Source organism: Aquitalea sp. (assembly GCF_030150775.1).
Lineage (GTDB): Bacteria > Pseudomonadota > Gammaproteobacteria > Burkholderiales > Chromobacteriaceae > Aquitalea > Aquitalea denitrificans.
In genome coordinates this window covers 95,338-121,453 of sequence record NZ_JASLFG010000025.1, presented here as the reverse complement: position 1 = coordinate 121,453, position 26,116 = coordinate 95,338, and the positions used below count along the sequence as shown (strand labels likewise).

The 26,116-nt window shown below is 60.6% G+C and carries 23 protein-coding genes, 4 tRNA genes and 1 riboswitch; of the genes, 8 read left to right on the top strand and 19 right to left on the bottom strand.

Annotation, left to right across the window (positions count from 1 at the left end; translation table 11 throughout):
• Positions 1-82: 82 nt before the first annotated feature.
• The 8 genes from QVF59_RS08470 to hpnC all read right to left on the bottom strand — a co-directional run bounded on the left by QVF59_RS08470 (position 83) and on the right by hpnC (position 6,666).
• A complete protein-coding gene (locus QVF59_RS08470; protein WP_159878394.1) occupies positions 83-262 on the bottom strand; it encodes a zf-HC2 domain-containing protein in 180 nt (59 codons plus the stop codon).
• Positions 259-819: a sigma-70 family RNA polymerase sigma factor gene (locus QVF59_RS08465; RefSeq protein ID WP_287878868.1), complete on the bottom strand. Its 561-nt coding sequence runs from the start codon at positions 817-819 to the stop codon at positions 259-261. Before QVF59_RS08465 ends, QVF59_RS08470 begins: the two co-directional genes overlap by 4 nt.
• A 2-nt stretch (positions 820-821) precedes the next feature.
• Complete coding sequence (radA, locus tag QVF59_RS08460) at positions 822-2,186, bottom strand: DNA repair protein RadA (RefSeq protein WP_287878866.1); 1,365 nt, start codon at positions 2,184-2,186, stop codon at positions 822-824.
• Between the two features lie 23 nt (positions 2,187-2,209).
• Entirely contained in the window at positions 2,210-2,794 is a 585-nt protein-coding gene (locus tag QVF59_RS08455; RefSeq protein WP_287878864.1) for a hypothetical protein, read from the bottom strand.
• Positions 2,795-2,851: 57 nt separating this feature from the next.
• The gene (locus QVF59_RS08450; RefSeq protein ID WP_287878862.1) at positions 2,852-3,610 is read right to left on the bottom strand and encodes an SDR family oxidoreductase; all 759 of its coding nucleotides are present in this window, start codon (positions 3,608-3,610) and stop codon (positions 2,852-2,854) included.
• Positions 3,607-4,935 carry a hydroxysqualene dehydroxylase HpnE gene (hpnE, locus tag QVF59_RS08445; RefSeq protein WP_287878860.1) on the bottom strand — a complete coding sequence of 443 codons (1,329 nt, stop codon included), beginning with the start codon at positions 4,933-4,935 and terminating at the stop codon, positions 3,607-3,609. Before hpnE ends, QVF59_RS08450 begins: the two co-directional genes overlap by 4 nt.
• A gap of 7 nt (positions 4,936-4,942) precedes the next feature.
• Positions 4,943-5,788: a presqualene diphosphate synthase HpnD gene (gene hpnD, locus QVF59_RS08440; protein WP_287878858.1), complete on the bottom strand. Its 846-nt coding sequence runs from the start codon at positions 5,786-5,788 to the stop codon at positions 4,943-4,945.
• A gap of 65 nt (positions 5,789-5,853) precedes the next feature.
• Positions 5,854-6,666 carry a squalene synthase HpnC gene (hpnC, locus tag QVF59_RS08435; protein ID WP_159878408.1) on the bottom strand — a complete coding sequence of 271 codons (813 nt, stop codon included), beginning with the start codon at positions 6,664-6,666 and terminating at the stop codon, positions 5,854-5,856.
• A 130-nt stretch (positions 6,667-6,796) separates the two neighbouring features.
• Here hpnC and QVF59_RS08430 point away from each other — a divergent pair.
• From QVF59_RS08430 to QVF59_RS08415, 4 genes are all read left to right on the top strand, one after another.
• Positions 6,797-6,872: transfer RNA gene (locus tag QVF59_RS08430), tRNA-Ala, on the top strand.
• Positions 6,873-6,901: 29 nt separating this feature from the next.
• Positions 6,902-6,977: transfer RNA gene (locus QVF59_RS08425), tRNA-Glu, on the top strand.
• A 22-nt stretch (positions 6,978-6,999) separates the two neighbouring features.
• Positions 7,000-7,075, top strand: a tRNA-Ala gene (locus QVF59_RS08420).
• A 52-nt stretch (positions 7,076-7,127) separates the two neighbouring features.
• Positions 7,128-7,203, top strand: a tRNA-Ala gene (locus QVF59_RS08415).
• A gap of 55 nt (positions 7,204-7,258) precedes the next feature.
• Here the strand turns inward: QVF59_RS08415 and QVF59_RS08410 are convergent.
• The 3 genes from QVF59_RS08410 to QVF59_RS08400 all read right to left on the bottom strand — a co-directional run bounded on the left by QVF59_RS08410 (position 7,259) and on the right by QVF59_RS08400 (position 9,514).
• Positions 7,259-7,927 (bottom strand): hypothetical protein, encoded by a 669-nt coding sequence (locus QVF59_RS08410; protein WP_287878856.1) that lies wholly within the window; start codon positions 7,925-7,927, stop codon positions 7,259-7,261.
• A gap of 170 nt (positions 7,928-8,097) precedes the next feature.
• The gene (ribA, locus tag QVF59_RS08405) at positions 8,098-8,721 is read right to left on the bottom strand and encodes a GTP cyclohydrolase II (RefSeq protein WP_159878412.1); all 624 of its coding nucleotides are present in this window, start codon (positions 8,719-8,721) and stop codon (positions 8,098-8,100) included.
• An 85-nt stretch (positions 8,722-8,806) separates the two neighbouring features.
• A complete protein-coding gene (locus tag QVF59_RS08400) occupies positions 8,807-9,514 on the bottom strand; it encodes a GAF domain-containing protein (RefSeq protein WP_159878414.1) in 708 nt (235 codons plus the stop codon).
• Between the two features lie 123 nt (positions 9,515-9,637).
• Here QVF59_RS08400 and QVF59_RS08395 point away from each other — a divergent pair, with 123 nt between their 5' ends.
• Positions 9,638-10,717, top strand: a complete 1,080-nt coding sequence (locus QVF59_RS08395; RefSeq protein ID WP_287878853.1) for a hypothetical protein — start codon at positions 9,638-9,640, stop codon at positions 10,715-10,717.
• Positions 10,718-10,789: 72 nt separating this feature from the next.
• On the opposite strand, the gene QVF59_RS08390 is transcribed toward QVF59_RS08395, so the two are convergent.
• From QVF59_RS08390 to QVF59_RS08375, 4 genes are all read right to left on the bottom strand, one after another.
• Positions 10,790-11,881 (bottom strand): polyamine ABC transporter substrate-binding protein, encoded by a 1,092-nt coding sequence (locus QVF59_RS08390; protein WP_159878418.1) that lies wholly within the window; start codon positions 11,879-11,881, stop codon positions 10,790-10,792.
• Positions 11,882-12,078: 197 nt separating this feature from the next.
• A complete protein-coding gene (gene hslO / locus QVF59_RS08385) occupies positions 12,079-12,957 on the bottom strand; it encodes an Hsp33 family molecular chaperone HslO (RefSeq protein ID WP_159878420.1) in 879 nt (292 codons plus the stop codon).
• Positions 12,954-13,550, bottom strand: a complete 597-nt coding sequence (locus QVF59_RS08380) for an Ntn hydrolase family protein (protein ID WP_159878422.1) — start codon at positions 13,548-13,550, stop codon at positions 12,954-12,956. The genes hslO and QVF59_RS08380 overlap by 4 nt, the downstream gene beginning before the upstream one ends.
• 128 nt (positions 13,551-13,678) lie before the next feature.
• Positions 13,679-14,512 (bottom strand): L,D-transpeptidase, encoded by an 834-nt coding sequence (locus QVF59_RS08375; RefSeq protein ID WP_287878847.1) that lies wholly within the window; start codon positions 14,510-14,512, stop codon positions 13,679-13,681.
• Positions 14,513-14,725: 213 nt separating this feature from the next.
• On the opposite strand from QVF59_RS08375, the gene rlmD reads away from it, so the two are divergent.
• Together rlmD and QVF59_RS08365 are read left to right on the top strand one after the other, a co-directional pair.
• Positions 14,726-16,315, top strand: a complete 1,590-nt coding sequence (rlmD, locus tag QVF59_RS08370) for a 23S rRNA (uracil(1939)-C(5))-methyltransferase RlmD (RefSeq protein WP_287878844.1) — start codon at positions 14,726-14,728, stop codon at positions 16,313-16,315.
• Between the two features lie 346 nt (positions 16,316-16,661).
• Positions 16,662-16,751, top strand: a riboswitch (cyclic di-GMP riboswitch).
• Positions 16,752-16,811: 60 nt separating this feature from the next.
• Positions 16,812-19,559 (top strand): putative Ig domain-containing protein, encoded by a 2,748-nt coding sequence (locus QVF59_RS08365; protein ID WP_287878841.1) that lies wholly within the window; start codon positions 16,812-16,814, stop codon positions 19,557-19,559.
• Positions 19,560-19,643: 84 nt separating this feature from the next.
• Here the strand turns inward: QVF59_RS08365 and QVF59_RS08360 are convergent, their stop codons facing one another.
• Genes QVF59_RS08360 through QVF59_RS08350 form a run of 3 tightly spaced genes read right to left on the bottom strand, consistent with a single transcriptional unit; the run spans position 19,644 to position 24,132 of the window.
• The gene (locus QVF59_RS08360) at positions 19,644-21,002 is read right to left on the bottom strand and encodes a TolC family outer membrane protein (protein WP_287878838.1); all 1,359 of its coding nucleotides are present in this window, start codon (positions 21,000-21,002) and stop codon (positions 19,644-19,646) included.
• Positions 21,002-22,384: an HlyD family type I secretion periplasmic adaptor subunit gene (locus QVF59_RS08355; protein ID WP_287878835.1), complete on the bottom strand. Its 1,383-nt coding sequence runs from the start codon at positions 22,382-22,384 to the stop codon at positions 21,002-21,004. The genes QVF59_RS08360 and QVF59_RS08355 overlap by 1 nt, the downstream gene beginning before the upstream one ends.
• Positions 22,381-24,132 (bottom strand): type I secretion system permease/ATPase, encoded by a 1,752-nt coding sequence (locus tag QVF59_RS08350; protein WP_287878833.1) that lies wholly within the window; start codon positions 24,130-24,132, stop codon positions 22,381-22,383. The genes QVF59_RS08355 and QVF59_RS08350 overlap by 4 nt, the downstream gene beginning before the upstream one ends.
• A 229-nt stretch (positions 24,133-24,361) precedes the next feature.
• Here QVF59_RS08350 and QVF59_RS08345 point away from each other — a divergent pair, with 229 nt between their 5' ends.
• Positions 24,362-24,598 carry a hypothetical protein gene (locus tag QVF59_RS08345; protein WP_287878830.1) on the top strand — a complete coding sequence of 79 codons (237 nt, stop codon included), beginning with the start codon at positions 24,362-24,364 and terminating at the stop codon, positions 24,596-24,598.
• Between the two features lie 72 nt (positions 24,599-24,670).
• On the opposite strand, the gene QVF59_RS08340 is transcribed toward QVF59_RS08345, so the two are convergent.
• A complete protein-coding gene (locus QVF59_RS08340; protein ID WP_287878828.1) occupies positions 24,671-26,107 on the bottom strand; it encodes a gamma-aminobutyraldehyde dehydrogenase in 1,437 nt (478 codons plus the stop codon).
• Positions 26,108-26,116 lie beyond the last annotated feature (9 nt).

Sequence of the window (26,116 nt, the reverse complement as noted above, 5' to 3'; positions counted from 1 at the left end):
CGCACGCAGTCATGAAAAAGCCGACGCTGACGTCGGCTTTGCTATATCCGGGGCTGAGCGGCCATCAGGAGCTGGCGGCGGCCTATTCTCCCCGCCCGGCCTGGCGGGCCGACTGGCGCAGCACTTGCAGCTGATGCGAGAACTGGCGGCAATTGCCACACATCCACAAATGCACGCGCAGACGCACGTGATCCCACTGGTTCAGCGGTTGATCCAGCCCTTGCGATATCAAACGGCTGGCCTGACGGCAGTTGATCTTCATGCCCTGGCCTCCCCGGTCCAGCGGATTTCGAAACACTCGCGCAAACTCATGCGGGCGCGATACAGCAGTACTGAACAGTTGGTCGCAGTAATGTCCAGATTGTTACAGATTTCGGCAATTTCCAGCCCCATCACCTCGCGCATGACAAAAGCCATGGCAGTACGGCGCGGCATCACCTCGGAACAGCGCTCGAATACTTCCCAGAACTGACGGGAGATCAAGGACTCTTCCGGGCCGCTCCAGGCCTTGATCTTGTCCTGCCAGTGGCCATCCTTGCTGAACAGCCCGTCAAAATCGCTATCGTCGGTTTCTTCTTCCAGCGAGGCAAACAACACCTCCTTGCCCTTGCGCCGCAGCCGGTCTATCAGCTTGAAGCGCAGGATGGAAGTCAGCCAGGTACGCAGGCTGGATTTGCCGCTGAAGCTGTCACCGGACTCCAGCGCCGCCAGCACGGTTTCCTGCACCACTTCATTGGCGGCATCACGATCACGCAACTGGGCCAGCGCATAGCGCTGCAGATAGCCCAGTTCGGCCTCCAGCTCCGCATGGGAAATCATGCTCAGTCTCCGCGACAAAAATCGACGGCATGCTCCAGCCGGTCCACAGTAATGATCTGCAGACCCTCAATCGGCTGGCGCGGCTTGTTGGCAGTAGGAATCAGCGCCCGGGTAAAGCCCAGCTTGGCCGCTTCTTTCAGCCGCTCCTGCCCACGGGATACCGGACGCACCTCGCCGGCCAGTCCCACTTCACCAAACACCACCAGTTTTTCCGGCAGCGGCTTGTTGCGCAGGGATGACACCATGGCCAGGATGACGGCCAGGTCGGCAGCCGGTTCGCTGATCTTGACCCCGCCCACGGCGTTCAGGAATACATCCTGATCAAAGCAGGCCACACCGCCATGGCGATGCAGCACCGCCAGCAGCATGGCCAGCCGGTTCTGCTCCAGACCCACGGTCAGGCGCTTGGGCTGCATGCCGTGACAGTCATCCACCAGCGCCTGTACTTCCACCAGCAAGGGGCGCGTGCCTTCCTGCGTCACCAGCACGCAAGAGCCGGGCACATCGTCGCGGTAGGACGACAGGAAAATGGCCGAGGGATTGGACACACCCTTGAGCCCGGTTTCGGTCATCACGAACACACCCAGCTCGTTGACCGCACCAAAGCGGTTCTTGATGGCGCGGATCATGCGGTAGCTGGAGTGGGAGTCACCCTCGAAATACAGCACGGTGTCCACCATGTGTTCCAGCACGCGCGGGCCGGCCAGCGAGCCTTCCTTGGTGACATGGCCTACCAGCAGGATGGTGGTGCCGGTCTGCTTGGCCATGCGGGTGAGCTGGGCCGCACATTCGCGCACCTGGGACACCGACCCTGGTGCCGAGGTCACCTGCTCGGTGTACAGGGTCTGGATGGAGTCGATCACGGCAACATCAGGCTGCTCCTGCTTGAGCACTTCCTGAATGGCTTCCAGCCGGATTTCCGCCAGCAGGTTTACCTGGCTGGGGTCTACTGCCAGCCGCGAGGCACGCAGGGCAATCTGCTGCGGCGACTCCTCACCCGACACATACAGCACCTTGCGCCGTTTGCCGATCACCGCCAGCGCCTGTAGCAGCAAGGTGGATTTACCGATGCCGGGATCGCCGCCGATCAGGATGACGGCACCGCGCACGATGCCGCCACCCAGCACGCGGTCCAGTTCATCGATGCCGGAAGGGTCACGCGGGACTTCCTCGGTCTTGACCTCGGACAGCACCTGCACACGGGCATTGGTGGTGGACCAGGATTGAAAACGGGGGTTGCTGGCGGCTGGCGTGGATACTGCCTCGACCAGGGTGTTCCAGGCGGAACAATGCGGACACTGGCCCTGCCATTTCGGCACTTGGCCGCCGCACTCGGTGCAGCTGAAAACAGTTTTTATTTTTGCCATCAGGAAATGCGCAGGAAGGGGGTTCAACCGGGATTGGCGTTGTTGGCGTTGTCTGCCGGGGCCTCGCCACCTGCGGCCGGCTTGTTACCATTGAGTTGCTGGATGATATTGAGCAGGCGTTTCTGATCAGGTTCGCCACTGCTGCTGGCCTTGGATTTCGGCTTGTCGCCACCGCCATTCTTGCGAATGGCGGCCAGCACGGCGGCCACCTGGGGATCGCTCTTGGCGGCCTTGTCCGCTTCCTCGCTGGTGAGAGGGGGGGCCGCTGCCGGGGCGGGCGCGGCGCTGGAGGACTTGCCATCCGCTGGTACACTGGCAGCCGCCTTGGGTACCGAGCTTTCCGCATGGCCTGCCGCACTGTCTGTTGGCGGCTCCATGGTTTCCAGCTTGTTCTTGGCCATGTATTCGTTCATCTCGCGCCAGCCGGAATAAATGGCCGCGGTATCGGCATCCGGATTGCGCCGGAAACACTCCTCCAGCGAGCGGCCGGTTTGGCGGCATGCAGCCCCCAGCGCCTTGTGCGCCTCCTTGGACAGGCCGGATACATTATTGACCCAGTTGCAGCCTGCCAGCACCGCCAGCAAAGGCAGAATCCACAGACTCTTCATGCTTTACCCCCATGATGCCATTCGCCGCAGCCGCACAGGCCACGGCGCGGATACGGCTTATTCGCCCTTTTTGCTGCGCAGGTCCAGCTCGATGATCTCCCCGCTGCGGCCCTTGCTGTCGCCCGACAGCCAGTACAGCAGATAAGGCATCAGCGTGGCCAGATCGGCGCGTTCGCTCTTGGCTTCGCCCGGGTGGGTGCGATTGCGCTGCGGCGAATTCACCGGCCCCGGAATCAGTTGGTTGACCCGCAGGTTCGGGTAGACATCCCATTCATCCGCGGCCACCTTGGTCAGATAGTTGAGCCCGGCCTTGGATGCACCAAAGCCGCCCCAATAAGCCGCCGGGTATAGCGAATGGGTTTCCCCCATGAACAATACCGAGGCATCCTCCGATTCCTTCAACAAGGGCAGACAGGCGCGAGTAAGCGCAAACGGAGCCACAGTGTTGATGCGGTACTGGTTCATCCACTCGTCAATGCCCTGATTGGATAGCGGCGACAGGGCATAAAAATGCGAGGCACAATGCACGATGCCATCCAGGCGACCCAGCGTCTGCTTGATCTGGAAAGCGGCATTGCTCAGTTGCTCGTCGGTGGCGGTGAGCAAATCCAGCGGAATGGCTGCCGGTTCCTTGCCGCCAGCGGCCACAATTTCATCGTAGACCTTCTCCAGCCCCTTTACGCTGCGCGCCAGCAAGACTACGTCTGCACCCTGTGCGGCAAACGTCAGCGCGGCTTCCCGACCTACCCCTTGCGTAGCCCCCGTCACCAGAATGACGCGGCCAGCCAGACAATCCTTGGCAAATGTTTGGTTCATTTTGTTTTTTCAGCTGAGGACCACCCGCCGGCGGTCCGTGATGATGGCAAATCCTGCATTAACTGGCGGGCCGCAGTCAGACCGCTGCGCACCGCACCTTCCAGCGTGGCAGGGTAATCAGGACATAGCCAGTCCCCCGCCAGATAAACCGATTGTACCCTGCTACGGCAGTGTGGTCTTGTCAGTCCCACCACCGAGCCGAAGGTGGCACGCTTCTCCACGATCAAGTGGCTGGCCAGCGGCTGCAAGCCGTTGAGTGCAGGCAGCATGTACTCCACATCCGCCCTGACCTTCTGCAACAGCGCCTCCCGCTCCATTGACTGCACAAGCTGCGGCGGCGCGCTGATCACGGCGGCCAGCAGACCACGCTCGCCCGACAGGGCCTGGCGGTCGAACAGCCAGTCCAGCGTGCCGCCCTGCAGGCCCATCATGGGCAGCGGCATGCTGATATCGGCGTCATAGCGCAGATATGCGGTATATATCGGCCAATAACGGAAAGCCTTGACCTGCCTCTGCAAAGTGACATCCTGCAATAACGCGCCAGCATGATATGGAGCCACCGCCACAATGGCGGCATCGAAAGGCTGACCATCCACCAGCACTGCGGCCTGTGTCCGGGTGATGGCCGATACCCGGCTGCCGGCCTGCCATTTTGCGCCGCGTGCACACAACCAGCGTAGAGCGGCCTCCGGGAACAGTTCTGACAGATCCAGCCGTGGCAACAGCAGATCGCTGTCGGCACGGCTTCCGCCCAGGCTGTCACGCAAGGTAGTGGCAAGAACCTGCATCGAAGCCAGCTCCAGCGGGGTATTGAGTGCGGAGAGCACCATGGGCCGCCAGAATTGCTCGACCAGCCAATCCGATTGACGTTGCGCCTGCAGCCAGCGGGCAACCGACATGTCCTCGGCCAGCCGCCAGCGCCGCCATTTCAGACGCTGCAAGGCCAGCGCCAGCTGCCACTTGTCACGCCAGCCCAGCCCTTTGGCTGCCAGCAAACCGGCCAGTACATGCAGCGGTGCCGGCCAGCGCGGGCATTGCATGCTGATGCCGTCCTGCCGCTGCCAACTCAGCGGCAGCCGCAGCATGGCGCGGTCAGCATCGACGCCCACCTTGTGCATCAGTCGCAGGCAGTCACGGTAAGCACCAATCAGGATGTGCTGACCGTTGTCCAGCTGACTGTCGCTGCCATGGATGCGCCGTGCCCGTCCACCGGGCTCGCGACCGGCTTCAAACAAGGTCAGCTCGGCCTGATCCGCCAGTTCGACAGCGGCAGCAAGTCCGGCCCAGCCGGCACCGATAATGGCAACTTTCGGTCTGGCACTCATGGCATCATCAGGCCTTGTAGCCCAGCGTCCAGGTACGCCAGGCCAGCCACAGCTTGCGTACCGGCGTCAGCGACAGGCGCTGGTTCAGCACCTTGGCCGGGCCATCCAGCTGGATTTCCTCCAAGGTGGCACGGTAAATGGCAGCCATCAGCAGGCCGGGACGCTGGCTCTTGCGGTCCACAGTAGGCAGCAGCTCCCAGGCGCGGCGGTAGTACTCACGCGCGCGCTCGATCTGGAAGGACATCAAGGCGGCGAATTCCGGGCTTTCCTTGTAGTTCATCAGGTCGCTGGCCGGCACATTGAAACGCTGCAGCTCTTCTACCGGCAGGTAGATGCGGCCCCGGCGGGCATCTTCGCCCACATCGCGGATGATGTTGGTGAGCTGGAAGGCAATACCCAGTTCGTGGGCGTATTTGAGGGTCTGGCGGTCCTGGTAGCCGAAAATCTGCGCCGCCAGCTGGCCCACCACGCCGGCCACACGGTGGCAGTACAGCAGCAGGTCCTGAAAGCGCTCGTAGCGGGCGAAGTCGAGATCCATCTGCATGCCGTCGACAATTTCTTCCAGCAGGTTCTGTGGCAGGTCCAGCGTCATGACATGCGGCTTGAGCGCCAGCATCACCGGATGTTCCGGCTGGCCGTGGTACAGCTTTCCCACTTCGCCACGCCACCAAGCCAGCTTGGCGCGGGCAACGTTTTCGTCGTGGCATTCGTCCACCACGTCATCCACTTCGCGACAAAAGGCATACAGCGCGGTAATGGCATCGCGGCGGTCTTCCGGCAAGAAGCGGAAGCTGTAGTAAAAGCTGGAGCCGCTGCTAGCGGCCTTGTCCTGACAATACTGCTGCGGCGTCACACGCCTCTCCTTTGTTGCCGGCAGGTCAGCCCTAAGCTTCCCGCCTGAGTGTGTATGGTTGCTGCTTATTTGGCGCGCAGCGCACGCCACAGCATGTAGACCCAGTCGCGCCAGGTCAGCACCGGGCGCTGACGGAACACATCGCCACCGCTGTCGTGCAGCTTTTTCAGGATGCGCTCCCCGCCCATGATGATCAGGCGCAATTCCAGACCCAGCCTGCCTTTGAGCACCTTGCCCAGCGGGGCCCCGGCTTGCAGCATCTTGCGCGTGCGCTCTATCTGCGCCAGCATCATCGGTCGCCACAGGCCGGTGGCATCGCGCCCGGCGATCTGCGCTTCGCGGATACGGAATTTCTCCAGATCATCCAGTGGAATGTAGATACGGCCCTTGTTCCAGTCCACGCCCACGTCCTGCAGGAAGTTGATCAGTTGCAGAGCAGTGCAGATACCATCGGACATGGCCAGGCTGCGCGGGTCGTTTTCACCATACAGTGCCAGCATCAGCCGCCCTACCGGGTTGGCCGAACGCCGACAGTAGTCCACCACGTCGGCAAAGTTCTGGTAGCGGGTTTTCACCACATCCTGGCTAAAGGCCGACAGCAAGTCATAAAACGGCTGCAGCGGCAGTTGGTGCTGGCTGATGACGGTGGCCAGATTGCGCATCAGCGGCATGGCCGGGATGCCACCATCGCGGATGACATCCAGCTCCTCACCCAGATGCGCCAGCTCGCGCAGGCGTTCCTCGGGCTGCTTGTCACCTTCATCTGCCACATCGTCGGCATAGCGGGCAAAATGGTAGATGACATGCACCGCACGACGCATGCGTCGTGGCAGCAAGATCGACCCGACCGGGAAGTTTTCGTAGTGACCAACCGACATCGGCAATCCAACCCTGTCATTGCAGAACCGGTGATTATAGCGCAGGGGAAGCGCTAATTTTTTTTTCGCAGATCCCTTTACAGCCGCGGACAGCCTGTCTATACTGCGCCCCACTGTGAACGACAGACACGGGGCTATAGCTCAGCTGGGAGAGCGCTTGCATGGCATGCAAGAGGTCAGCGGTTCGATCCCGCTTAGCTCCACCAAATCGTTCCAGTCGGATAAAGTTCTTAGGGTCCCCATCGTCTAGTGGCCTAGGACATCGCCCTTTCACGGCGGTAACCGGGGTTCGACTCCCCGTGGGGACGCCAGAGTACCAGACGTAGTACCCGTGGGGGTATAGCTCAGCTGGGAGAGCGCTTGCATGGCATGCAAGAGGTCAGCGGTTCGATCCCGCTTATCTCCACCACAATTCAGATACTGATGATATCGCCTGACGGGTTTCATCAGTCCAGCATTACGGGGGTATAGCTCAGCTGGGAGAGCGCTTGCATGGCATGCAAGAGGTCAGCGGTTCGATCCCGCTTATCTCCACCAACACCAAAGCCGGAATCTCGCGATTCCGGCTTTTTCTTTGACATGCGGCACCGGCTCAGCCAGTTGCCGCCACTTCTGCACCAATCAGCGGCTCTACTTGCGCCAGCTGCAGACTCAGCTGCAATAGCAAAGGGTGCTGCGTCAGGCCAAACCCCTCTCCCACCAGCGTCAGAACAAAACGGATGGCATGCAATACCAGCCAGGCGGCCTGCTGCTCCTGCGGCAGCAAAATATTGCCACCGACACGTGGCTGCCTGCGACGCTCAATCGTCAGCGGTACAGGCAACAGCGGTATCACTGCAGCCTGCCTGCTGTACAAGCGATAGGGCAGCGGCCAATCATCCACTACGGCAGGCTGACGCCCGGTCAGCTCCTGCACCACCTGCACCCACTCTTCAACCAGCCGCGACAATTGCTCCAGGCCGGCCTTGGCCTGGCCTCTGCCGCCTTGCATCAGTTGCTCGCGCAATTGCTGCACCCGTCGCAGCAGAAAGCGCAACTTGGCCAGCGCCAACTGACGGGCTTCTTCATCCTGCCCGTCGCTTGCGCGGCGCGCCAGATCGTCCAGCCAGGCCACCCAGTCCAGATACTCGCCCAGTTCGGCACTACCCAGTACATCATCCCTTACGGTCACGGCAGGTAACAGCTTGCCGCGCCGAATCTGCGGCGCAGTCCAGGCCGTGGTGTTCAGCCAGACATTCTGCTTTGCGGTAATTTTCATCATGACGCCTCATCCAGCGGGCTGCCCACGACACTTTCAAAACATTCTTGATTTATTTTAAATTTATCGACCAGTACGATGGGAACTTGAGCCGGGTCATGAGTGGATGGCGTACATGAAAAATGCCAGCACACTGGCTGGCATCGGGAGAGGTCATCAAGCCGAACTGCGAGTCAGGAAAACAGCATGTGGCCCAGCTTGGCGGCCTTGGTATCCAGATAGCGGTCATTGTGCGGATTGCGCCCTACCATCAGCGGTACCCGCTCCACGACTTCGATGCCGGCAGTCTTGAGGGTTTCCAGCTTGCGCGGGTTATTGGTCATCACACGCACACTTTTGATGCCCAGCGCATCAAGCATATGGCGTGCCACGCGGAAATCGCGCATGTCGGCTGGGAAGCCCAGTTGCTCGTTGGCTTCTACCGTGTCCGCGCCGCCATCTTGCAGCTTGTAGGCGCGAATCTTGTTGATCAGACCGATACCACGGCCTTCCTGACGCAGATAGAGCAAAGCACCCCGGCCTTCCTTGGCAATGGCCTCAAGTGCGGCTTCCAGCTGGAAGCCGCAGTCGCAGCGCAAGGAAAACAGCGCATCCCCGGTAAGACATTCCGAATGCAGGCGTGCAAGCACCGGCTGGCCATCTGCCACATCCCCCATGGTCAGCACCACATGCTCGCGCCGGCTATCTTTTTCCTCAAAGCCATGCATGGTGAACACACCCCAAGGCGTGGGCAGCTTGCAACTGGCCACGTAATCAACATCGGGTTCTACCTGCGGGTTGGGGTATTGCACAGCCATGCTTGCTCCGGAATCTGTTCAGAAGGCTTGACGCTTGCCACGCAAAGCCGTTGATAAAATCAGTACAGACTAAATTGAGGGCAAATTATGCCTTTTCAAGCGGTGCCATGGCAGCAAACGGGCCGGCCAGGACGATGGCCAACGCGGCCAGCCACACCAACCGGCTCTCGTCAAAATGCGCCAGCTGGCCCGATTCTGCATCGAGAATGCCCAGCACGCGGTCATGCTCATCCACGATGGGCAGGCAGACCTCGCTCTTCACCTTGGGATCGCACTCGTAATAGCCGCCACCTTCAGCACGCCATGCGGCCACGTCGTCAATCAACACGCCCCAGCCGGTCAGCCCCACCCGGCTGTTGTTGCTACCTTCAGCAAACGCTTCGGTCAGCGGGAATTCGGCACGGCTAGGCAGGCCAAGGTAAGCCAGTTTGACAAGATGGGCATCCTTGCCTTCACCGGCGCGTCGATAGATCCCTAGCCAATCGGCACCGATCTTGTGGTTGACCGAATCGACCAGCGCATTGAAATTGGTCAACAAGATACGGGCTTCTTCGGTTTCACCGCCAAACCATACCGACAGGTCATATGGCTCATCAGCCAGCTCTTCCACCAGCGAGCAAGCACCATCATCACTCAGCTTGGGTACCGGATAACGGAACAGATCACGCTGCACCGGCGGCTTTTCCACCTCCAGCACTGCCTGCAGGGTCATGACGGCAATTTGCAATTCAGTACGATCTAGCTTCAGTCCCTGTTCGCGCACGTAGTCGTTAAGCTGGCGGGTAGGTATCATCAACACTCCTGGCATTACCATGAACACACGCACGCTGCCTGCTGGCAGGCCTGCGGGTAAAACACGCAAGCATACCAATACCACAGGCAAAAGTCGCCTTCCCCGATCGCAAAACACATCAGCATGCCCGCCATTCACATCAAGTATCCGCCACTGCGCATTCGTGCCGGCAGTCACGCCAGAATGCTGTTGCAACAACAAGGCCTGCAGCCTGCCATGGTGGCTTGCCTGCCCGGTGCCGCCGGCGGCCCCAAGGCCATCGGCCTGTGCGGCCTGGATCAGGCGGTATTCGGCTGGCTGGCAGAGAACCCGCGCCCGCGCGAACTGGTGGGCGCATCCATAGGCAGCTGGCGCTTTGCCTGCGCCATGCAGGCCAATCCGCAGCAGGCACTGGCCCGATTGGCCGAGCGCTATACCGCCGAGTGCTATGCCGACAATGTCAGCATAGCCGGGATTACCGCACAAACCCGGCTGATGCTGCAGGACATCCTTGGCTCAGATGGCCTGCAAGCTATCCTGCGGCATCCACATTACCGTTTGTCGCTGCTGCTGGTGGCATCGCACGGTTTACTACGCCATGAGACGCCAGGCCACCTGCTGCCGGGGCTGGCCATCAGCGCAGTGCTCAACACGGCCAAGCGCAGTCTGCTGCGGCACAGTTTCAGCCGCATCATCTGCCACGACGTACGCAGCAGCCTGCATTTTGTGCCGGATGATGGCTTGCCTACCCACACGGTGCCGCTGGATCAAGGTAATCTGACTGCCGCCCTGATGGGCAGCGTTGCCATACCGGGGGTATTACATGGGGTGAGCCTGCCCGGTGCGGCCCCCGGCGTATACCGGGATGGCGGCTTGCTGGATTACCACCTGGACCTGCCCTTTGCCCGGCAAGATGACATCACGCTGTATCCGCACTTCGGGCCACGCATCGTTCCGGGCTGGTTCGACAAATTCCTGCCCTGGCGTCAACACCAGCCGTCCCATCACAGCAATACCCTGTTGCTTTGCCCTGCTGCGGACTATCTGGCCCGACTGCCCGGCGGCAAGCTGCCGGACCGCAGCGATTTCAAGCGCCATCGCGGCAATGATCGCCTGCGTCAACAGCAATGGCGAACAGCCCGTAGCGAAAGCCAGCGCCTGGGTGATGCCTGGCTGGAATGGCTGGCGCGCGGCTGCCCGCTGAATATGGTGGAGCCCCTGTAAGCCCCGCACCGGCACTGCACAAACAAAAAGCCCCGCATTGCGGGGCTTTACTTTGCTGCCAGGAAATCAGGCTCAGCTGGCACGGCCCAGCTTGAAGTTTTGCCACAGGCGGGAGTAAATGCGCAGGGTTTTCGGATCGACCGACTTCATGATGAAACCCTTCTTCACATCATCCGCCGTCGGGAAGATGCTGCGATCCGCCAGGTATTTCTTGTCGATGAACGGACGTGCAGCCAGGCTACCCGGTGCATAAGTCACCTTGTTGGCATTGGCAGCAGCTACATGCGGGTCCAGCGTGTAGTTGATGAAGGCCAGGGCATTGGCGGTGTTGGCGGCATCTTTCGGGATGGTCATGCTGTCCACCCAGAAGGCAACGCCGGTCGAGGGCATCAGCACCTTGATGTTGATACCGCGCTTGGCTTCTTCAGCACGGCGCTTGGCAATGTTCAGGTCGCCACCATAGCCCATGGCCAGGCAGACGTCGCCGTTGGCGATGTCATTGATGTAGCCGGAGGAGGAAAACTGGGTGATGCTGCTGCGGATGGCGGCCAGTTGCGGTGCCACGGCCTTGTAATCAGCCTCGTTATTGCTGCCCGGTTGCTTGCCGTAGTAATGCAGCACCTTGGGCAGCACGTCGGAGGCGGAGTCCAGAATGCTCACACCGCAGGACTTCAGCTTGGAGGCATATTCCGGCTTGAACAGCAGGTCCCATTCATTGGCCGGCAGCTTGCCCCCCAGGGCTTTCTTTACCTTGTCTTCGTTGATGCCCAGGGTGATCACGCCCCAGAAGTACGGCACGGCAAACTTGTTGCCCGGATCGGATGCTTCCATCAGCTTGAGCAGGGCCGGGTCCAGATTTTTGTAATTGGGGATCTTACTCTTGTCCAGCGGCTGGAACAGGCCACCCTTGATGCCTACTTCCAGAACATTATTGGACGGTACGGTAATGTCGTAGCCGGAGTGGCCGGTCACCAGCTTGGCGTTCAGCGTTTCCATGCTGTCATAGACATCGTAACGTACCTTGATGCCGGTCTTCTTGCTGAAGTCCGGTACGGTGGTCGGTGCAATATAGTCAGACCAGTTGTAGATGTTGACAACCGGTGCGCCAGCCTGAGCAGCCAGTGCAGATGCAGCCAGCAGGCCGCCTACGATGATTTTTTTCATTGTTTCCCAACTCCTTCGGTACAGGTTTTGTTGCTGCTTGCCGTTTAGGATATCAGTACATTTGTGATCAAATCTACCATTTCCTTAAACAGCAGCTATTCATCATACCGGATGGTGCACTGCAAAAATGCTGAAAGCCGCACAATATGGCGGCTTTCATGTCATTCGGGAAGCTGATTAGGCAATATCAAGACAGACTAATGACGCGCCTCGCGCACGGCGGCTACCAGGTCGTAATCAAACAGCTCGTTAGCGTCGTCTTCATCGAACACATAGTGCTGGTTGCAGTAATCGCAGACGATTTCCACACTGCCCTGCTCCAGCAGTACTTCGCCAACCTCCTGGCCACCCAGCATCTTCAGCATATTGCCCACACGCTCGCGGCTGCAGTTGCAGGAGAAGCTGACGGCTTCCGGCTCGAATACCCTTACGGTTTCTTCATGGAACAGCCGGTGCAGAATGTCGGTTGCCGGCAACGTCAGCAGCTCCTCAGCCTGCAAGGTGCCACCCAGCATGCGGATACGCTCCCAGCCTTCTGGCTCGCCGTGGCCCTCGGGCAGACGCTGCAGCAGCATGCCGGCGGCAGTACTATCATCGCAAGCCAGTACCAGGCAGGTATCCAGCTGTTCGGAACGCAGCATGTAGTTTTCCAGCATCTGGCCGATGCTGTCGCCTTCCAGCGCAACAATGCCTTGCCAGGTCTGCGCTTTGTCCAGTTTGGGTTCCAGCGTGATGACAAACTGGCCGGCACCGCCCAGCAGATCCAGAATGGGTGCATCCGGCAGCTCGCCATCCCACTTGGCGGTAGCACGCACGGTACGGTCGTGATTGCACTCCACCACGGCCAGACGCAGGGGGCCGCTGCCATGCAGTTGCAGGACCATGGCACCATCAAACTTCAGATTGGCCGACATCAGCTGCGCTGCAGCCATCATCTGCCCCAGGATAGTCTTGAGCGGAGCAGGATAGCTGCGGCGTGCCAGCACTTGCTGCCAGGCAGCATCCAGGCGTACCAGTGCCCCGCGCACCGGTGCACCATCAAACAAAAAGCGTTGCAGGGTATCGTGTTGACTCATGCTGTTTCTTTCCTGGCGGTATCGTCAGCCACTTCTACGGTATAGACAGTCATCGGCAGGCTGGAATTGACATCAAACTCGCAGCCTGCCTTGACGCCGATTTCAGCGATTTCGCGCGCGCTCAGGTTCTGCTCGTAGGCAACATGCATCGCGCCCATGGCAAACTTGCGCCCTGAGCCTATCGCCCAGAAGCGTGAGAACTGGTAGATCTCGCGCATGGGATAAACGCCGAAAATACCGTGGGCATTGGCAATCACCACCATCATCTGACTGGATTCATATGGGTCTTCCTCATCCTCTTCCGGACGCAGGTAAAACCCGTCTTTCAATTTGGGATGCAGCTTGCGGAAGGTATCGAAAATACCTTTGCGGCTGGAAAAATCCTTTTTCTTCAGTTCCTTCAACGCACCTTGCAATACCAGGTCGTGGGCGGCAGAGCCGGAAATGGCAAGATAACTGTCGCCATGACGGAAGATCTTGTCATGAAAACAATCGTAGCCCGCGAGGAGTTTCTGATCATCACCAAAGGTGGTCTGACTGTCGGCGGCAATCGCAATCTGATTGCCTTTGCGTACTGCCACAATGGTTGTCATTGCCGGATATGCCTGCTTGCAAGGGAAGGGGCTAATATAGGGCCGCGTGGCAAAAAAACAAGTCTGCAGCGCCACAATGCAACAAGCCGACTTGCGTCGGCCTGTCCACCCATCTGCCCCAAGCGCGCTTACAGCACCACGGCGGGCTTGCGTACCGGCTTAAGCTTGCCACCGGCGGAGTTGTAAGACTGCGACGCCGGCGGGACGTTCTGCGGTTCAGCCTGCTGTTCCACCGGCGAACCGTCTTTGGGTGGCAGCGATAGCCAGCGCACGGCAGCCAGCTCTGCCGGCGAAGCGACGCTGCCCTTGCAGGTCAGGCATACCGGCTTGCCACTACGTTCCTTCAGAGCCTGATCCACACGCCGCCCCACCACGGCATGGCCGTGATTGTGCTGCCATTCCAGCAAACTGTCCGCCAGATGCGGGAAGGATGGATCATCCTGCTTGTAGTGATTCTTGTAGGCGGTCAGCCACAATTCGCCCGCGGCATCTTCGTTCAGCAATACCGTTTGATAGGCCACGGTGACTGACGCCCCCTTTTGTACGGCATCGGCCAGGCTCAGGGCATCAGGATTTTTCAGGCGGATACAGCCATGGCTGCGAAAACCCGGCACCGATGCCGGTGCGTTGGTGCCATGAAAGCCCAGTCCCAGCCTGGCTTCGCCAAAGCGGATGAACACCGGCCCCAGCGGATTGTCCGGCCCGGGCGGCACCACGGTAAGCACCGGCTTGCCCTGGTTTTTCTGTTCCTCCTGGATGGATTTGGGCACATGCCAGCTAGGATCGCGATAAACGCCGGTGATGGCATAGCTGCCAATCGGAGTCTGGGTCAGCATTTTGCCAACGGCAACCGGGTAGATTTTCTGCAATCGGCCATCCTGATAAAAAAACAGGCGTGCCTGCGGCAGATTCACCACCAGATGCTGCCCGTTCTGATTGAGCAGGATATCCGGTTCCGGCATGACAGCAGCCCATCCGGCCATTGCCGTCATCAGCAAAACCGCACCAGGAACAAGAGTAAAAGCCGACACCTTCATTGCGCACCAGACCAGTCGTTTTCGATTGATGACATCATAACAGAAACACCTTATCCCCCGCCTTGGCAAAAACCCCTGCGCGGCACGGAATATTTTGAGAAAATCACGCTTTTCCGCCTGATTTCCCACACCAATACAATGACTCAGCAACAGACCATTGCTCTGGTCGAATCCCTTGACCACGAAGGCCGCGGGGTCGCCCACGTCGACGGCAAGACCATCTTCATCGACGGCGCATTGCCTTATGAAAAGGTAATATACAGCGCATACCGTAAAAAACCCACGTACGAAAATGCCGACACCACCAGCGTGCTGAAGGAAAGCTTCATGCGCGCCACGCCGCGTTGCCCGCATTTTGGCACTTGTGGTGGTTGTTCCATGCAGCATGTGGAATTCACCGCGCAAGTTGCCATCAAACAGCGCGTACTGGAAGACAACCTCAAGTTCATCGGCAAGGTAAAGGCCGAGCGCATTCTCACGCCGATTGCCGGCCCCGCTTGGCATTACCGTCACCGTGCCCGCCTGTCGGCCCGCATGGTGCCGAAAAAAGGCGGCGTACTGGTGGGTTTTCACGAAAAGCATTCCAGCTACATCGCCGAGATGCGTGAATGCCATATCCTGCCTAAACACATTTCCGCCATGATCATGCCGCTGCGCGCCATGATCGCCAAACTGTCGATCAACAGCCGCATGCCGCAAGTGGAAGTAGCGGTGGGCGACAAGGTGGACATCCTGGTATTCCGCAATATGGATGCCATCAATGCCGCCGATGAAAAGCTGCTGCAACAGTTTGCCGACACCCACCGCCAGCCGGATCGCCCGGTACAGATCTGGCTGCAACCTGGCGGCCCGGACACCTGCTATCCCATCTACCCGCTGGATGCACCGCGCCTGACCTACAGCCTGCCGCAATACAGTGTGGAAATGCCTTACTACCCCACCGAATTCACCCAGGTGAACCCGCAGATCAATGCGGTGATGGTGTCGCGCGCGCTGGGCTTTCTCGACCCGCAGCCGGGCGAACGCATTGCCGACATGTTCTGCGGCATCGGCAACTTCACCCTGCCCATTGCCCGCTCCGGTGCCCAGGTGCACGGCATGGAAGGCAGCCAGGCACTGGTGAAGCGTGCGGTGGAAAACGCCACCCACAACGGCCTGCAGGACAAGGTGAGCTACGAAATGGCCAACCTGTTCGAAGTCACGCCGGAAAGCTTTGCTGCACTGGGAAAATTCGACAAGATGCTGGTAGACCCGCCGCGCGACGGTGCCATCCAGCTGCTCAAGGCCATGACCGACGACACCGCCCCACAGCGCATTGTCTACGTGTCCTGTAACCCGGCCACGCTGGCACGCGATGCCAATGTGCTGGTCAACACCAAGGGCTACACCCTCAAGGCCGCGGGCATCATTAACATGTTCCCGCACACCGCCCACGTGGAGTCCGTCGCCTGGTTCGAAAAAACCGGCCCGGCCAAGAGCCTGAAGGAAGTGGCTGACATGGAAGCGGCAGAAGAAGCCATCCGCGAAGCCAAGCGTCAGGCCCGCAAGGCGCAGGAAGCCGAGGCAGAAGCCAAGAAGCAGGCGGAACTCGCCGAAAAAGCCGCTGCCAAGGAAGCGCGCCGTCAGCACTATCTGGATAACAAGGAGTATTACGACGCCCGTAGTGCTGCCCAGCAGCAGGCCCGCGATGCTGCTGCCGGTGCAGAGGACGGCACAGCCAAGGAATAAGCTGTTTTAGGTGTTTGCCTGTAGCGTTCGACCCCGGTTGTCACCCCGGAGCGAACGATGCAGGCGCACCTGACCGACAGCTATATATCCAGAATCAAGACCCCGGATGCGCGTGTAGAGCTCAAGGACACGCGGATACCGGGGTTTATCGTTATGGAGTTTGCTGTCCGCTCGCAGGACTGAGGGACGGTAGAAACTCAGCTATCAGGGTGGAAAAGGTGGTCAAAAGCCTTGCTTTCGGCATGGCTTTACAGCATTGATAAGCAACTGCCTGTGAATATGTCGCACAGCTACTACAGAAACGAAATTAACAATTGTAAACAATGAAAATTCGCCTCTAGAATTAGACCATTACAGGCAAAACCGGTGAAAGCCGGTGACGCAAAACTAAAGGGACTACCGGTGGCATTTGCCCCCATGTCAGCCAGTTGCCAGCGACGATGTTTGTGGCTGCACGCGCTCCTTTGGCTTTGCCGGATACCACTGAAGGAAAGCAATGAGCGCCTCCAATACCCTCTCCCGCCAGCAAGATGGTCAGCTTGACAGCAGCTCCGGCTTGAAGGCCGTCGATGAATTGCTGGGCAGCATCGGCCTTGGCTCATTGCACGACGCTTCCCCACTTCCTCAAGCCACCATGCTGCACTCGGCCCTGCCGTTCGCGAGCCTGAGCAGCACCACCGTGAGCACCAGCACGGCAGCCTCAACGGTCGCACTGGCCAACACCGGCAGCACAGCCAGCAGCAGCACGGTAAAAACTGGCAGCACCACTGCACCCAGCTGGATCAGCACCCTGAGCGATGCCGCTCTCAAGGCTGACATGGCCGCCATGGCGGGCACCGTAACCGAGGCTGGACTGGCCAAGATGGTGACCGATCTGGCCGCCGAGCTGACCAGCAGCAAGACCACGCTGTCCACCAGCCAGTTCAACGACCTGAAAGCCATCGTCACCAATCTGAACGTGGGTGAAACAGCATCTTCCTATTCGCAGTACACCCTGAATGCACTGGTCAACGGCAATGCCGCCAACAGTAGCTGGACCGGCGGTGCGGCCAGCAGCAGCGCGCTGGGGAACCTGGCAGTAGGCGCCAGTGTCGCCCAATTGAACAATCTCGATGGCAAATGGCTGCAAGGCACTGATTTGCCGACTTCAACGGTCACCGTAAGCGGCACCACCTCCAAGATTACCTACACCAGCAGTACCGCCGCCCTGTTTGGCAGCAGCGGCCCGCTGGCCAGCGATATCAACCAGGGCAAGCTGGGGGATTGCTACTTCCTGTCGTCGATTGCCGAGGTGGCGATGCAGGACTCCGCCATCATCAAGAACATGATCACAGTGAATGGCAATGGCTCGTATGGCGTGGCCTTCCACGTCAAGGGTGCTACCGAGTACGTGACCGTCAACAACGTACTGCAAACCGGCTGCAACTCCGGCCCCAATATGTGGGCTACCCTGCTGGAAAAGGCTTATGCCCAGCTGCAGGCCATCAATGTCACCACTGGCAACAGCTATACCGGCAACAGCTTTACCGCCATCGGCAATGGCGGCCTGCCGGAGTACGCGCTGGAGTCCATCACCGGTGCATCGCAGATTACCGACTACAGCGCCAGCGGCACCAGCTGGCTGAGCCGCACCTACAATTCCTCGCTGTCCGGCACCGGCTCGCAAAGCGGCCTGAGCAGCGCCACGGTACTGAGCTCGCTGAAAGCACATCTGTCCGCTGGCGACGACGTGGTGCTGTCCTCCTACACCTGGAGCTACGATGCCGCCGGCAAGGTGCAGCTGGTAGCAGGCCATGCCATGTCGGTTTACGGCATTGATGCAGCCAACGGCTATCTGCAGATTCGTAACCCGTGGGGCAGCCAGACCGGCCAGTACTGGAACACCACCTTTGAAGCCAGCCTGGCTACTCTGCTGGCAGCTGGCGACACCATCACCGTGGACAATGCCGGTGGTTCGGTGCCGGTCACACCATCTGCCCCCATCCTGAGCAACCAGACGGCCAACCAGTCCCTTGCTGCCAACCACGCTTTCTCGCTGTCGCTGGCCAATGTTTTTGTCGATCCGCAAAACCAGGCGCTCAGCTACCAGGTTAGCCAGGCCAACGGTCAGGCCCTGCCATCCTGGCTGACTTACAACGCCAGCACCAATACCCTGTCCGGCACCACGCCGCTTACCAGCAGCAGCACCCAGCTACTGGTGAAGGTTACCGATACCAGCGGCCTGACTGCATCGGAAACCTTCACCATCAGCGATACGGTTTCGGCACCAACGCTGAGCAAGGCCACCGCCACCCAGGTGGTGACACCGGGCCATGCCTTCAGCTTTGCCCTGCCTGCCGGTACCTTTACCGATCCGCAAGGCGAAACCCTCAGCTACACGGCCAAGCTGGCCAGCGGCGCAGCACTGCCATCCTGGCTCAGCTTCAATGCCCAGACGCAAACTTTCAGCGGTAGCGCACCAGCAGCCAACACTTCGCTGTCGCTGCTGGTAAGCGCAAGCAACCAGGCCGGCCTGTCCGCCTCGGAAACCTTCACCCTGAACGATGCCTACGCGGCCCCCACGCTGAACCAGCAAACCGCCAGCCAAACCATCAATGCCGGCAAGGCCTTCAGTTTCAGCCTGCCGGCCACCACCTTTGTCGATCCGCAAGGGCTGGCACTCACTTACAAAGCCGCACTGGCCAATGGCCAGGCGCTGCCGGCCTGGCTGAGTTTCAATGCCCAGACCGAAACCTTCTCCGGCACCGCACCCACCACGGCAGGCAGTTTCTCGGTAAAGCTCACCGCTACCGACAGCATCGGACTGTCCAGCTCGGAAACCTTCACCATCAACGATGTGGCCACCGCACTGAAGGCCCCGGTGGTGAACCCGCTGCCGTTGACCATTGGCTTCAACGCCAATGGCACGCTGAGCATCAATGTGCCGCAAGGGACGTTTACCGATCCGCAAGGACAAACGCTCACCTACGGTGCCAGCCAGTCCAATGGCCAGGCCTTGCCCAGCTGGATTACTTTCAACGCGCAGAACGACAGCTTTACCGCCACGCTGGGCCACCAGACCGAGTCCGCCATCATCACCGTCAAGGCCACCGATACTGCCGGCCTGTCGGCCAGCGAAACCTTCTCGCTCACGCTGGGCGCGGTGGCTGCAACTCCGGGCAGCCTGGTTGGTAACAGCAGCCCGGCCATTTCGCTGGTGGGTGTGTCGCATACCACCACGGACAGTGCGCTGCATATTGCCTGATTGGCGGCAAACAAAACGGCGTACTGCTTGCTGCAGTACGCCGTTTTTTCATGCCTTATATGCAGGTGGCCAGGCCACCGTGTTTCAGCGCCCGCTGGAAACCACGGAAAAGTGGCGGTCCAGCAAGATCAGGTCCTGCTGCCCCAGCACACCGCAATCAGCACGCAGCGCAATCCAGCTGACCAGCTGGTTGTATTGCGCCAGCAGCAGGTCGCGCCGGGCCTGGTATAGCTGTTCCTCGCTGTTGAGAATGTCGGTCAGCGTCTTCACCCCCGCCGCCAGCCCAAGCTTGCTGGCCTTCACCGTTTCGGCACTGGAAAACACTGCTTTTTGCAGCGAGGCCACCTTGCGCGCCCCTGTACTCACGCCGTAAAACTGGCGGCTGATTTCCAGCTCCACCTGTGCACGGGCATTGTCCAGCTCAGCCAGTGCCTGCCGGTACTGGGCATTGCTCTGGGCAATCTGGGCGCTGTTGTAGCCACCATTAAACAGCGGCACGCTCAGCTCTACGCCGATCACATTCTGGGTGATGCGCTGGTTGATGGTGGACACGGAACTGGCACTGGAACGGTCCTTGCTGGCCACCAGTTCCAGCGTGGGATAATTACCGGCCCGCGCGCGCTTTACCTCCTGCTCGGCAATGTGAACATTCTGCTGTGCCACACGGATATCCGGGCTGAGCGCCAGTGCCTTGTCGCGCCAGTCGGCCAACTGCCCCTCGGTGCCCAGATAGCGGCCGATGTCCGCCTCCGGCTCGGCCAGCGCCGTGGCTGGCTGGCCGGTGGTGGTCTGCAGCGTGCGTTCGGCAATCAGCTGCATATTACGGGCTTCGATCAGCTCCGCATCAGCCATGGCCATGCGCGCTTCCGCGTCGTGGATGTCAGTCACCGTGCCATCCCCCTGCTCGAACAGCTTTTGCGCCTGGGTACGTGCGGCTTGCAGCGCATGCAGCTTGGCTTCGCTCAGCACCAGGTTTTTCTGAGACAGCAGCACCCCCAGATAGGCCGACAGATAGCGCAACACCAGCTCGTTTTCCTTGCGGGCAAACAGCGCGTGGCTGTAGTCCACCCGCGCCAGGCCCTGCTGGTACAGCGCCCAGCGTTGCAGGTTGAACAATGGCTGACGCAGCTGGATGGCGGCGTCCTGACTCATGTAATTGAGCGGCGAGGTGGAGATGGCTCCGGTGAAGTCCGGTGCGGTATCGCTGCCGGTCACCTTGCTGCGGTTGAAGCTGGCATTGACGGTGGGCAGCAATTGCGCGCGGCCCATCGGGCCATTGGCTTCACCGGCTTCGCGCTCGGCGGCGGCCGCCTGATATTGCGCATCGTAGGCGCGGGCCAGTTGCAGGCCTTCCAGCAAGCCATAGCCCGCAGACAGGGCAGGCATCGCCAACAGACAGGCCGCAGCCAGCAGCGCCGGGCGAAACAGCGGACGGTCGGTCATCAGCTTTCCTTGAAGGCCAGATTCATGCGATCTAGCACCGGCTTGAGCAGATAACGCAGCATGGTGCGCTCGCCACTCTTGATGACAATGCTGGCCGGCATGCCGGGCTTGACCTGCTGATCACCCAGCAGCTGCATGCCTGCCGGTGTCACCTTCACTTGGGCCAGGTAATAGGGCATGCCGGTTTTGGCATCCAGCAAGCGGTCAGCCGAGAAGGTGGCCACCACGCCCGGAATCACCGGCGTGGTTTGCTGGTTGAGTGCGGGGAAGCTGACATCCACCGCCAGGCCGGGGTGTACCTTGGCGCTCATGGCCGGGTCCACCATGGCTTCGATCAGCAGGGGCTGATTATCCGGCACCACCTCCAGCAAGGGCTGGCCGGCCTGCACCACCCCGCCCACGGTGTGCATCTTCAGGCCCAGCACCCGCCCGGCCAGCGGCGCGCGGATGATGCTGTTGGCCAGTACATAGCGCTGGGCAGACAGCCGGTCGCGCAGGGTGGCGGTTTCCTTCTGAATGTCGGTCAGCTGCGATTCCACTTCTTTCTGGTAGTCCTGCTTGCGGGCCAACTGCCGCAGCCGGGTTTCGGCAATGGCATCCTGCACCCGGCCGATGCTGGCAATGGTGTCGGCCAGCTGGCCACGGATCTCTGCCGCACCGCGTTCCAGCTGGTACAGGCGGTTTTTCGGCACATAACCGCCGGCCGCCAGCTCGCGGATGCCGTCCAGTTCCTTGTCCTGCCACTTGCTCTGCTCAGCGCGGGCGGTTTTCATGCCTTGCAGGCCGCGCAGCTGTTCCTGCAGGCCCTTGATGTTTTCATCCTGAGCCTGCAGCTCGCTATGCAGTCCTTCGCGCCGGGTATGAAACAACTGGGTTTGCAGCTGCTTTGCCTGCTGCACGCGCTCGGTATTACCCGGCAGCTCCTGTCCCAGCGCATTGAGCTCGGCAGAAAACTGCAGGCTGGTGCTGCCATCGCGCTCGGCCAGCAGCCGGTCTTCAATGGCGCGGGCGCTGATGAACTGCGCCAGCGTGCTGCCGATTTGCGCGCGCGCTTCGGTATCGTTCAGCGTCAGCAAGGGCTGGCCCTTGCGCACCACATCGCCCTCTTTCACCAGCAAGCGCTCCACGCTGCCGCCAGTCAGGTGCTGCACCGTCTGGCGGTTGCTGGCCACGATGACGCTGCCGTTGGCGGTAACCCCTTCATCCAGCGGTGCCAGTGCTGCCCACAGCACAAAACCGCCAAAGCCGAGCAACAGCACCTTCAGCCCCCAGCGGCCGATGCGCCGGTCGTCAGTATCCACCCGGCCAAACGGCTCAATGGCGGCAGGCGTGGCCGGGGCCTGCTCATCAGGGCGGGAAGTCGATTTACCAAATAGATTCATGCCGGGCTTTCGCTGGAGGTACTACCTGCCTGCTGCATGGCAGCCTGCTGTTGCAAGGCTTGCTGGCTGGCCTGATTCAGTGCGTACAGCACCTGGTCGCGCAGGCCGAACAGGTGCAACTGGCCATCACGCAACACCAGTAGCTTGTCCACCGCATTGAGGATGCTGGTGCGGTGGGTGATCAGCAGCACGGTGCTGCCGCGGGCCTTGAGGTCCATTACGGTATGGATCAGTGCCTGCTCGCCCACATCGTCCAGATTGGAATTGGGCTCATCCAGCACCACCAGCGCCGGGCTGGCGTAGATGGCGCGCGCCAGGCCAATGCGCTGCTTCTGACCGCCGGACAGCATGCCGCCGCCATCGCCCAGCCGGGTATCGTAGCCCTGTGGCAAGCGCAGTATCATCTCGTGCACGCCGGCGCGGGTGGCGGCTTCTATCACCAGTGCCGAATCCACCTGGCCGAAGCGGGCAATGTTTTCGGCAATGCTGCCTTCAAACAGCTCGATATCCTGCGGCAGATAACCGACATGTGGCCCCAGTTCATCCTTGCTCCACTGGAACACATCGGCCCCATCCAGCCGCACCTTGCCCGACTGTGCCGGCCAGATGCCCACCAGCAGGCGCGCCAGGGTGGACTTGCCCGCTGCGCTGGGGCCGACAATGCCCACCACATCGGCCGGCTGCACGGCAAAGCTGATGTTCTTCAGGATGGGCAGGCTGCTGCCCGGCGCAGCCGCCACCACGCCCTCCACCTGCACACTACCTTGCGGGCGCGGCAGGCTCATACCGCTGAGCCGTGCCGGATAGGTTTCCAGCAGTTCGTCCAGGCGCTGGTAGGCGGCGCGGGAGGAAATCAGCTGCTTCCAGGTGGCAATGGCCATTTCCACCGGCTGCAAGGCACGCCCCATCAGGATGGAGCCGGCAATCATCATGCCGGGGGAGATTTCGTTCTGGATGGCCAGTACCGCCCCCACCGCCAGTACCAGCGACTGCAAGGCCAGCCGCACCAGTTTGGACACCGCGCCGATGCGCGCCGCGCGGTCGGAGGCTTCGGTCTGTTTTTCCAGCACCCGGCTTTGCAACAGGAACCAGCGTTCGCGCAGCGCTGGCAGCATGCCCATGGCCTCGATCACCTCGGCATTACGCAGATTGTTGTTGGCATAGTTACTGGCCGCAATCGCTGCCTGGTTAGCCTCACCCAGCGGTTTGCGGGTGGAGGTTTCGGTCAGCCAGGCCAACGCGCACAGAATCAGCATGCCGGCCAGCACAAACATGCCCAGCATCCAGTGGAACATGAAGGTGACTACCAGGTAGATGGGGGCCCACGGCGCATCGAAAAAGGCAAACAGGCCATTGCCGGTGAGGAATTGGCGCAGCGTGGTGAGGTCGTGCAGTGCCTGGCTGGCATTGCCGTTGTTGCGGCGCAGATTGCGCTCGAAGGCGGCGGTGAACACGCGAAAGTTCAGCTGCATGTCCAGCCGGTTTCCCACGCGGATCAGCACCGCCGAGCGCACCAGCTCCAGCACCGCCATCAGGCCGTACAGGCCCACCACCATCAGGGTCAGCATCAGCAGCGTGGTTTCATTGCGGCTGTGCAATACCCGGTCGTAGATCTGCAGCATGTAGATGGAGGGCAGCAGCATCAGCAGGTTGATCACCGCGCTGAACCCCGCCAGCCGGTAAAACACATGCCGGAAGGTAAACATGATCTGTGCCAGTTCGGACCGGGACTGCAAAAGACGTTTCATGAGCTGGAGTCTCGAGATGGCATGCAAGGGGAAGAGAAGGCATTCGCCTTCAGTCCAGGTAAAAAAATGCAAGCAATCTTACCATTGGCATGCTGCGCGCCCTATCCCCATTTTAGTAAGCGGGTTTAGGCTTCGCCGCTGCAAAATCACCACCGTATCCGGCTGGTCAGCACTGACGGCACGGAGTAAGGTTGCCAGCTTGCTTGCATTGCACGGACACAGGATTGCCATGTTTATCGAAGACAGCAGCAGCATCGTCTATTACCAGCTCACCACTGCCAGCGGTACGGAGTTTTCCGTGCCGGAATTCATCCTGCGGGTGGACGCGGCGGACTTCTGCGGCTGGCAGCTGCGCTACGGCGAATGGACCGGTTTTGCCGACCGCCCCGGCCCGGACGGCGCGGCCCAGGCACTACAACTGGCGGTGGAGGAAATGCTGGAGCGGGTGGAATACCGTGGCAAATGAAACAGCCCGGCCGTTTAACAGGAAACGTACCGGGCTGGCAGCCAAGGCGGCTGAGCAGGTTTAAAGCGGTGCTCAGTGCTTTAGCATGATGTGGCGCACACAGCTGTAATCTTCCAGCGCGTACATCGACATATCCTTGCCATAGCCGGAGCGCTTCATGCCGCCGTGCGGCATTTCACTCACCAGCATGAAGTGGGTGTTGACCCAGGTGCAGCCGTATTGCAGCTGGGCGCTCACCTGCATCGCCCGGCCCACGTCTGCCGTCCACACCGAGCTGGCCAGGCCGTAGTCGGAATCATTGGCCCACTGGATTACCTGCTCGGCATCGTCAAACGGGGTGATGGACACCACCGGGCCAAACACTTCACGCTGCACGATTTCATCCTGCTGGCGCGCGCCGGCAATCACCGTAGGCTGGTAGAAAAAGCCCGGCCCCTCACCCAGCTTGCCGCCGGTCAGCACTTCCACATGCGATTGCTGCTGGGCACGTTCGACAAAGCTGGCCACCCGGTTGCGCTGGCGCTCGGAAATCAGCGGTCCCATTTCCACGCCTTCCAGATGCTGGTGGCCTACCTTGATGCTGCCCACCGCGCTGGCCAGATCGGCGGCAAAGCGCTCGTAGACACCTTTTTGCACATACAGGCGGCAGGCGGCGGTGCAATCCTGGCCGGCATTGTAGTAACCGAAGGCGCGGATGCCCTCCACGGCTGCGGCAAGGTCGGCATCATCAAAGATGATGACCGGCGCCTTGCCGCCCAGCTCCAGGTGGGTACGCTTGACCGAACGCGCGGCGGTTTCCAGCACGCGCTGGCCGGTGGACACATCGCCGGTGATGGAAATCATCCGTACTTGCGGCTGGGAGATCAGCGGGCTGCCCACGCTTTCGCCCCGGCCCAGCACCAGGTTGAACACCCCGGCCGGGAACAGGCCGGCCACCAGCTCGGCCAGCTTCAGCGTGGACAGCGGTGTCTGCTCGGACGGCTTGAGCACCACGGTATTGCCTGCCGCCAGCGCCGGTGCCATTTTCCAGGCCGCCATCATCAGCGGATAGTTCCACGGCGCAATCGAGGCCACCACGCCCAGCGGGTCGCGGCGGATCATGCTGGTATGGCCGGGCAGGTATTCACCGGCCAGCATGCCGGTCTGGGCGCGCACCGCACCGGCAAAGAAGCGGAACACATCCACCACGGCGGGAATTTCATCATTCAGGGCCAGATGATAGGGCTTGCCACAGTTAAGCGATTCCAGCCGGGCGAATTCCGGCCCGCGCGCCTCGATGGCATCGGCCAGTTGCAGCAGCCTTTCGGCACGCTCGCGCGGGGTAGTGGTGGCCCAGGCCGGGAATGCCGCCTGGGCGGCAGCCACGGCTGCCTGTACCTGTTCCAGCGATGCTTCGTTGATCTTGACGATCAGCTCACCGCTGGCCGGGTTGAGAATGGCTTCCGCATCGCCCTCCCCGGCCACGAATTCGCCATTGATCAGCATTTTGCACTGCAGAGTCTTGTCCATGCTCAGTCC

Coding starts and splice junctions, on each gene's coding strand:
- QVF59_RS08395 (WP_287878853.1), top strand. CDS start 9,638: ATGCCCGCCATTCACATCAAGTATCCGCCACTGCGCATTCGTGCCGGC.
- QVF59_RS08365 (WP_287878841.1), top strand. CDS start 16,812: ATGAGCGCCTCCAATACCCTCTCCCGCCAGCAAGATGGTCAGCTTGAC.
- QVF59_RS08345 (WP_287878830.1), top strand. CDS start 24,362: ATGTTTATCGAAGACAGCAGCAGCATCGTCTATTACCAGCTCACCACT.
- QVF59_RS08465 (WP_287878868.1), bottom strand. CDS start 819: ATGATTTCCCATGCGGAGCTGGAGGCCGAACTGGGCTATCTGCAGCGC.
- rlmD (WP_287878844.1), top strand. CDS start 14,726: ATGACTCAGCAACAGACCATTGCTCTGGTCGAATCCCTTGACCACGAA.
- QVF59_RS08400 (WP_159878414.1), bottom strand. CDS start 9,514: ATGATACCTACCCGCCAGCTTAACGACTACGTGCGCGAACAGGGACTG.
- QVF59_RS08450 (WP_287878862.1), bottom strand. CDS start 3,610: ATGAACCAAACATTTGCCAAGGATTGTCTGGCTGGCCGCGTCATTCTG.
- QVF59_RS08410 (WP_287878856.1), bottom strand. CDS start 7,927: ATGATGAAAATTACCGCAAAGCAGAATGTCTGGCTGAACACCACGGCC.
- QVF59_RS08380 (WP_159878422.1), bottom strand. CDS start 13,550: ATGACAACCATTGTGGCAGTACGCAAAGGCAATCAGATTGCGATTGCC.
- hslO (WP_159878420.1), bottom strand. CDS start 12,957: ATGAGTCAACACGATACCCTGCAACGCTTTTTGTTTGATGGTGCACCG.
- QVF59_RS08360 (WP_287878838.1), bottom strand. CDS start 21,002: ATGACCGACCGTCCGCTGTTTCGCCCGGCGCTGCTGGCTGCGGCCTGT.
- ribA (WP_159878412.1), bottom strand. CDS start 8,721: ATGGCTGTGCAATACCCCAACCCGCAGGTAGAACCCGATGTTGATTAC.
- QVF59_RS08340 (WP_287878828.1), bottom strand. CDS start 26,107: ATGGACAAGACTCTGCAGTGCAAAATGCTGATCAATGGCGAATTCGTG.
- hpnE (WP_287878860.1), bottom strand. CDS start 4,935: ATGAGTGCCAGACCGAAAGTTGCCATTATCGGTGCCGGCTGGGCCGGA.
- radA (WP_287878866.1), bottom strand. CDS start 2,186: ATGGCAAAAATAAAAACTGTTTTCAGCTGCACCGAGTGCGGCGGCCAA.
- QVF59_RS08455 (WP_287878864.1), bottom strand. CDS start 2,794: ATGAAGAGTCTGTGGATTCTGCCTTTGCTGGCGGTGCTGGCAGGCTGC.
- QVF59_RS08390 (WP_159878418.1), bottom strand. CDS start 11,881: ATGAAAAAAATCATCGTAGGCGGCCTGCTGGCTGCATCTGCACTGGCT.
- hpnC (WP_159878408.1), bottom strand. CDS start 6,666: ATGTCGGTTGGTCACTACGAAAACTTCCCGGTCGGGTCGATCTTGCTG.
- QVF59_RS08350 (WP_287878833.1), bottom strand. CDS start 24,132: ATGAAACGTCTTTTGCAGTCCCGGTCCGAACTGGCACAGATCATGTTT.
- QVF59_RS08470 (WP_159878394.1), bottom strand. CDS start 262: ATGAAGATCAACTGCCGTCAGGCCAGCCGTTTGATATCGCAAGGGCTG.
- QVF59_RS08355 (WP_287878835.1), bottom strand. CDS start 22,384: ATGAATCTATTTGGTAAATCGACTTCCCGCCCTGATGAGCAGGCCCCG.
- QVF59_RS08375 (WP_287878847.1), bottom strand. CDS start 14,512: ATGCCGGAACCGGATATCCTGCTCAATCAGAACGGGCAGCATCTGGTG.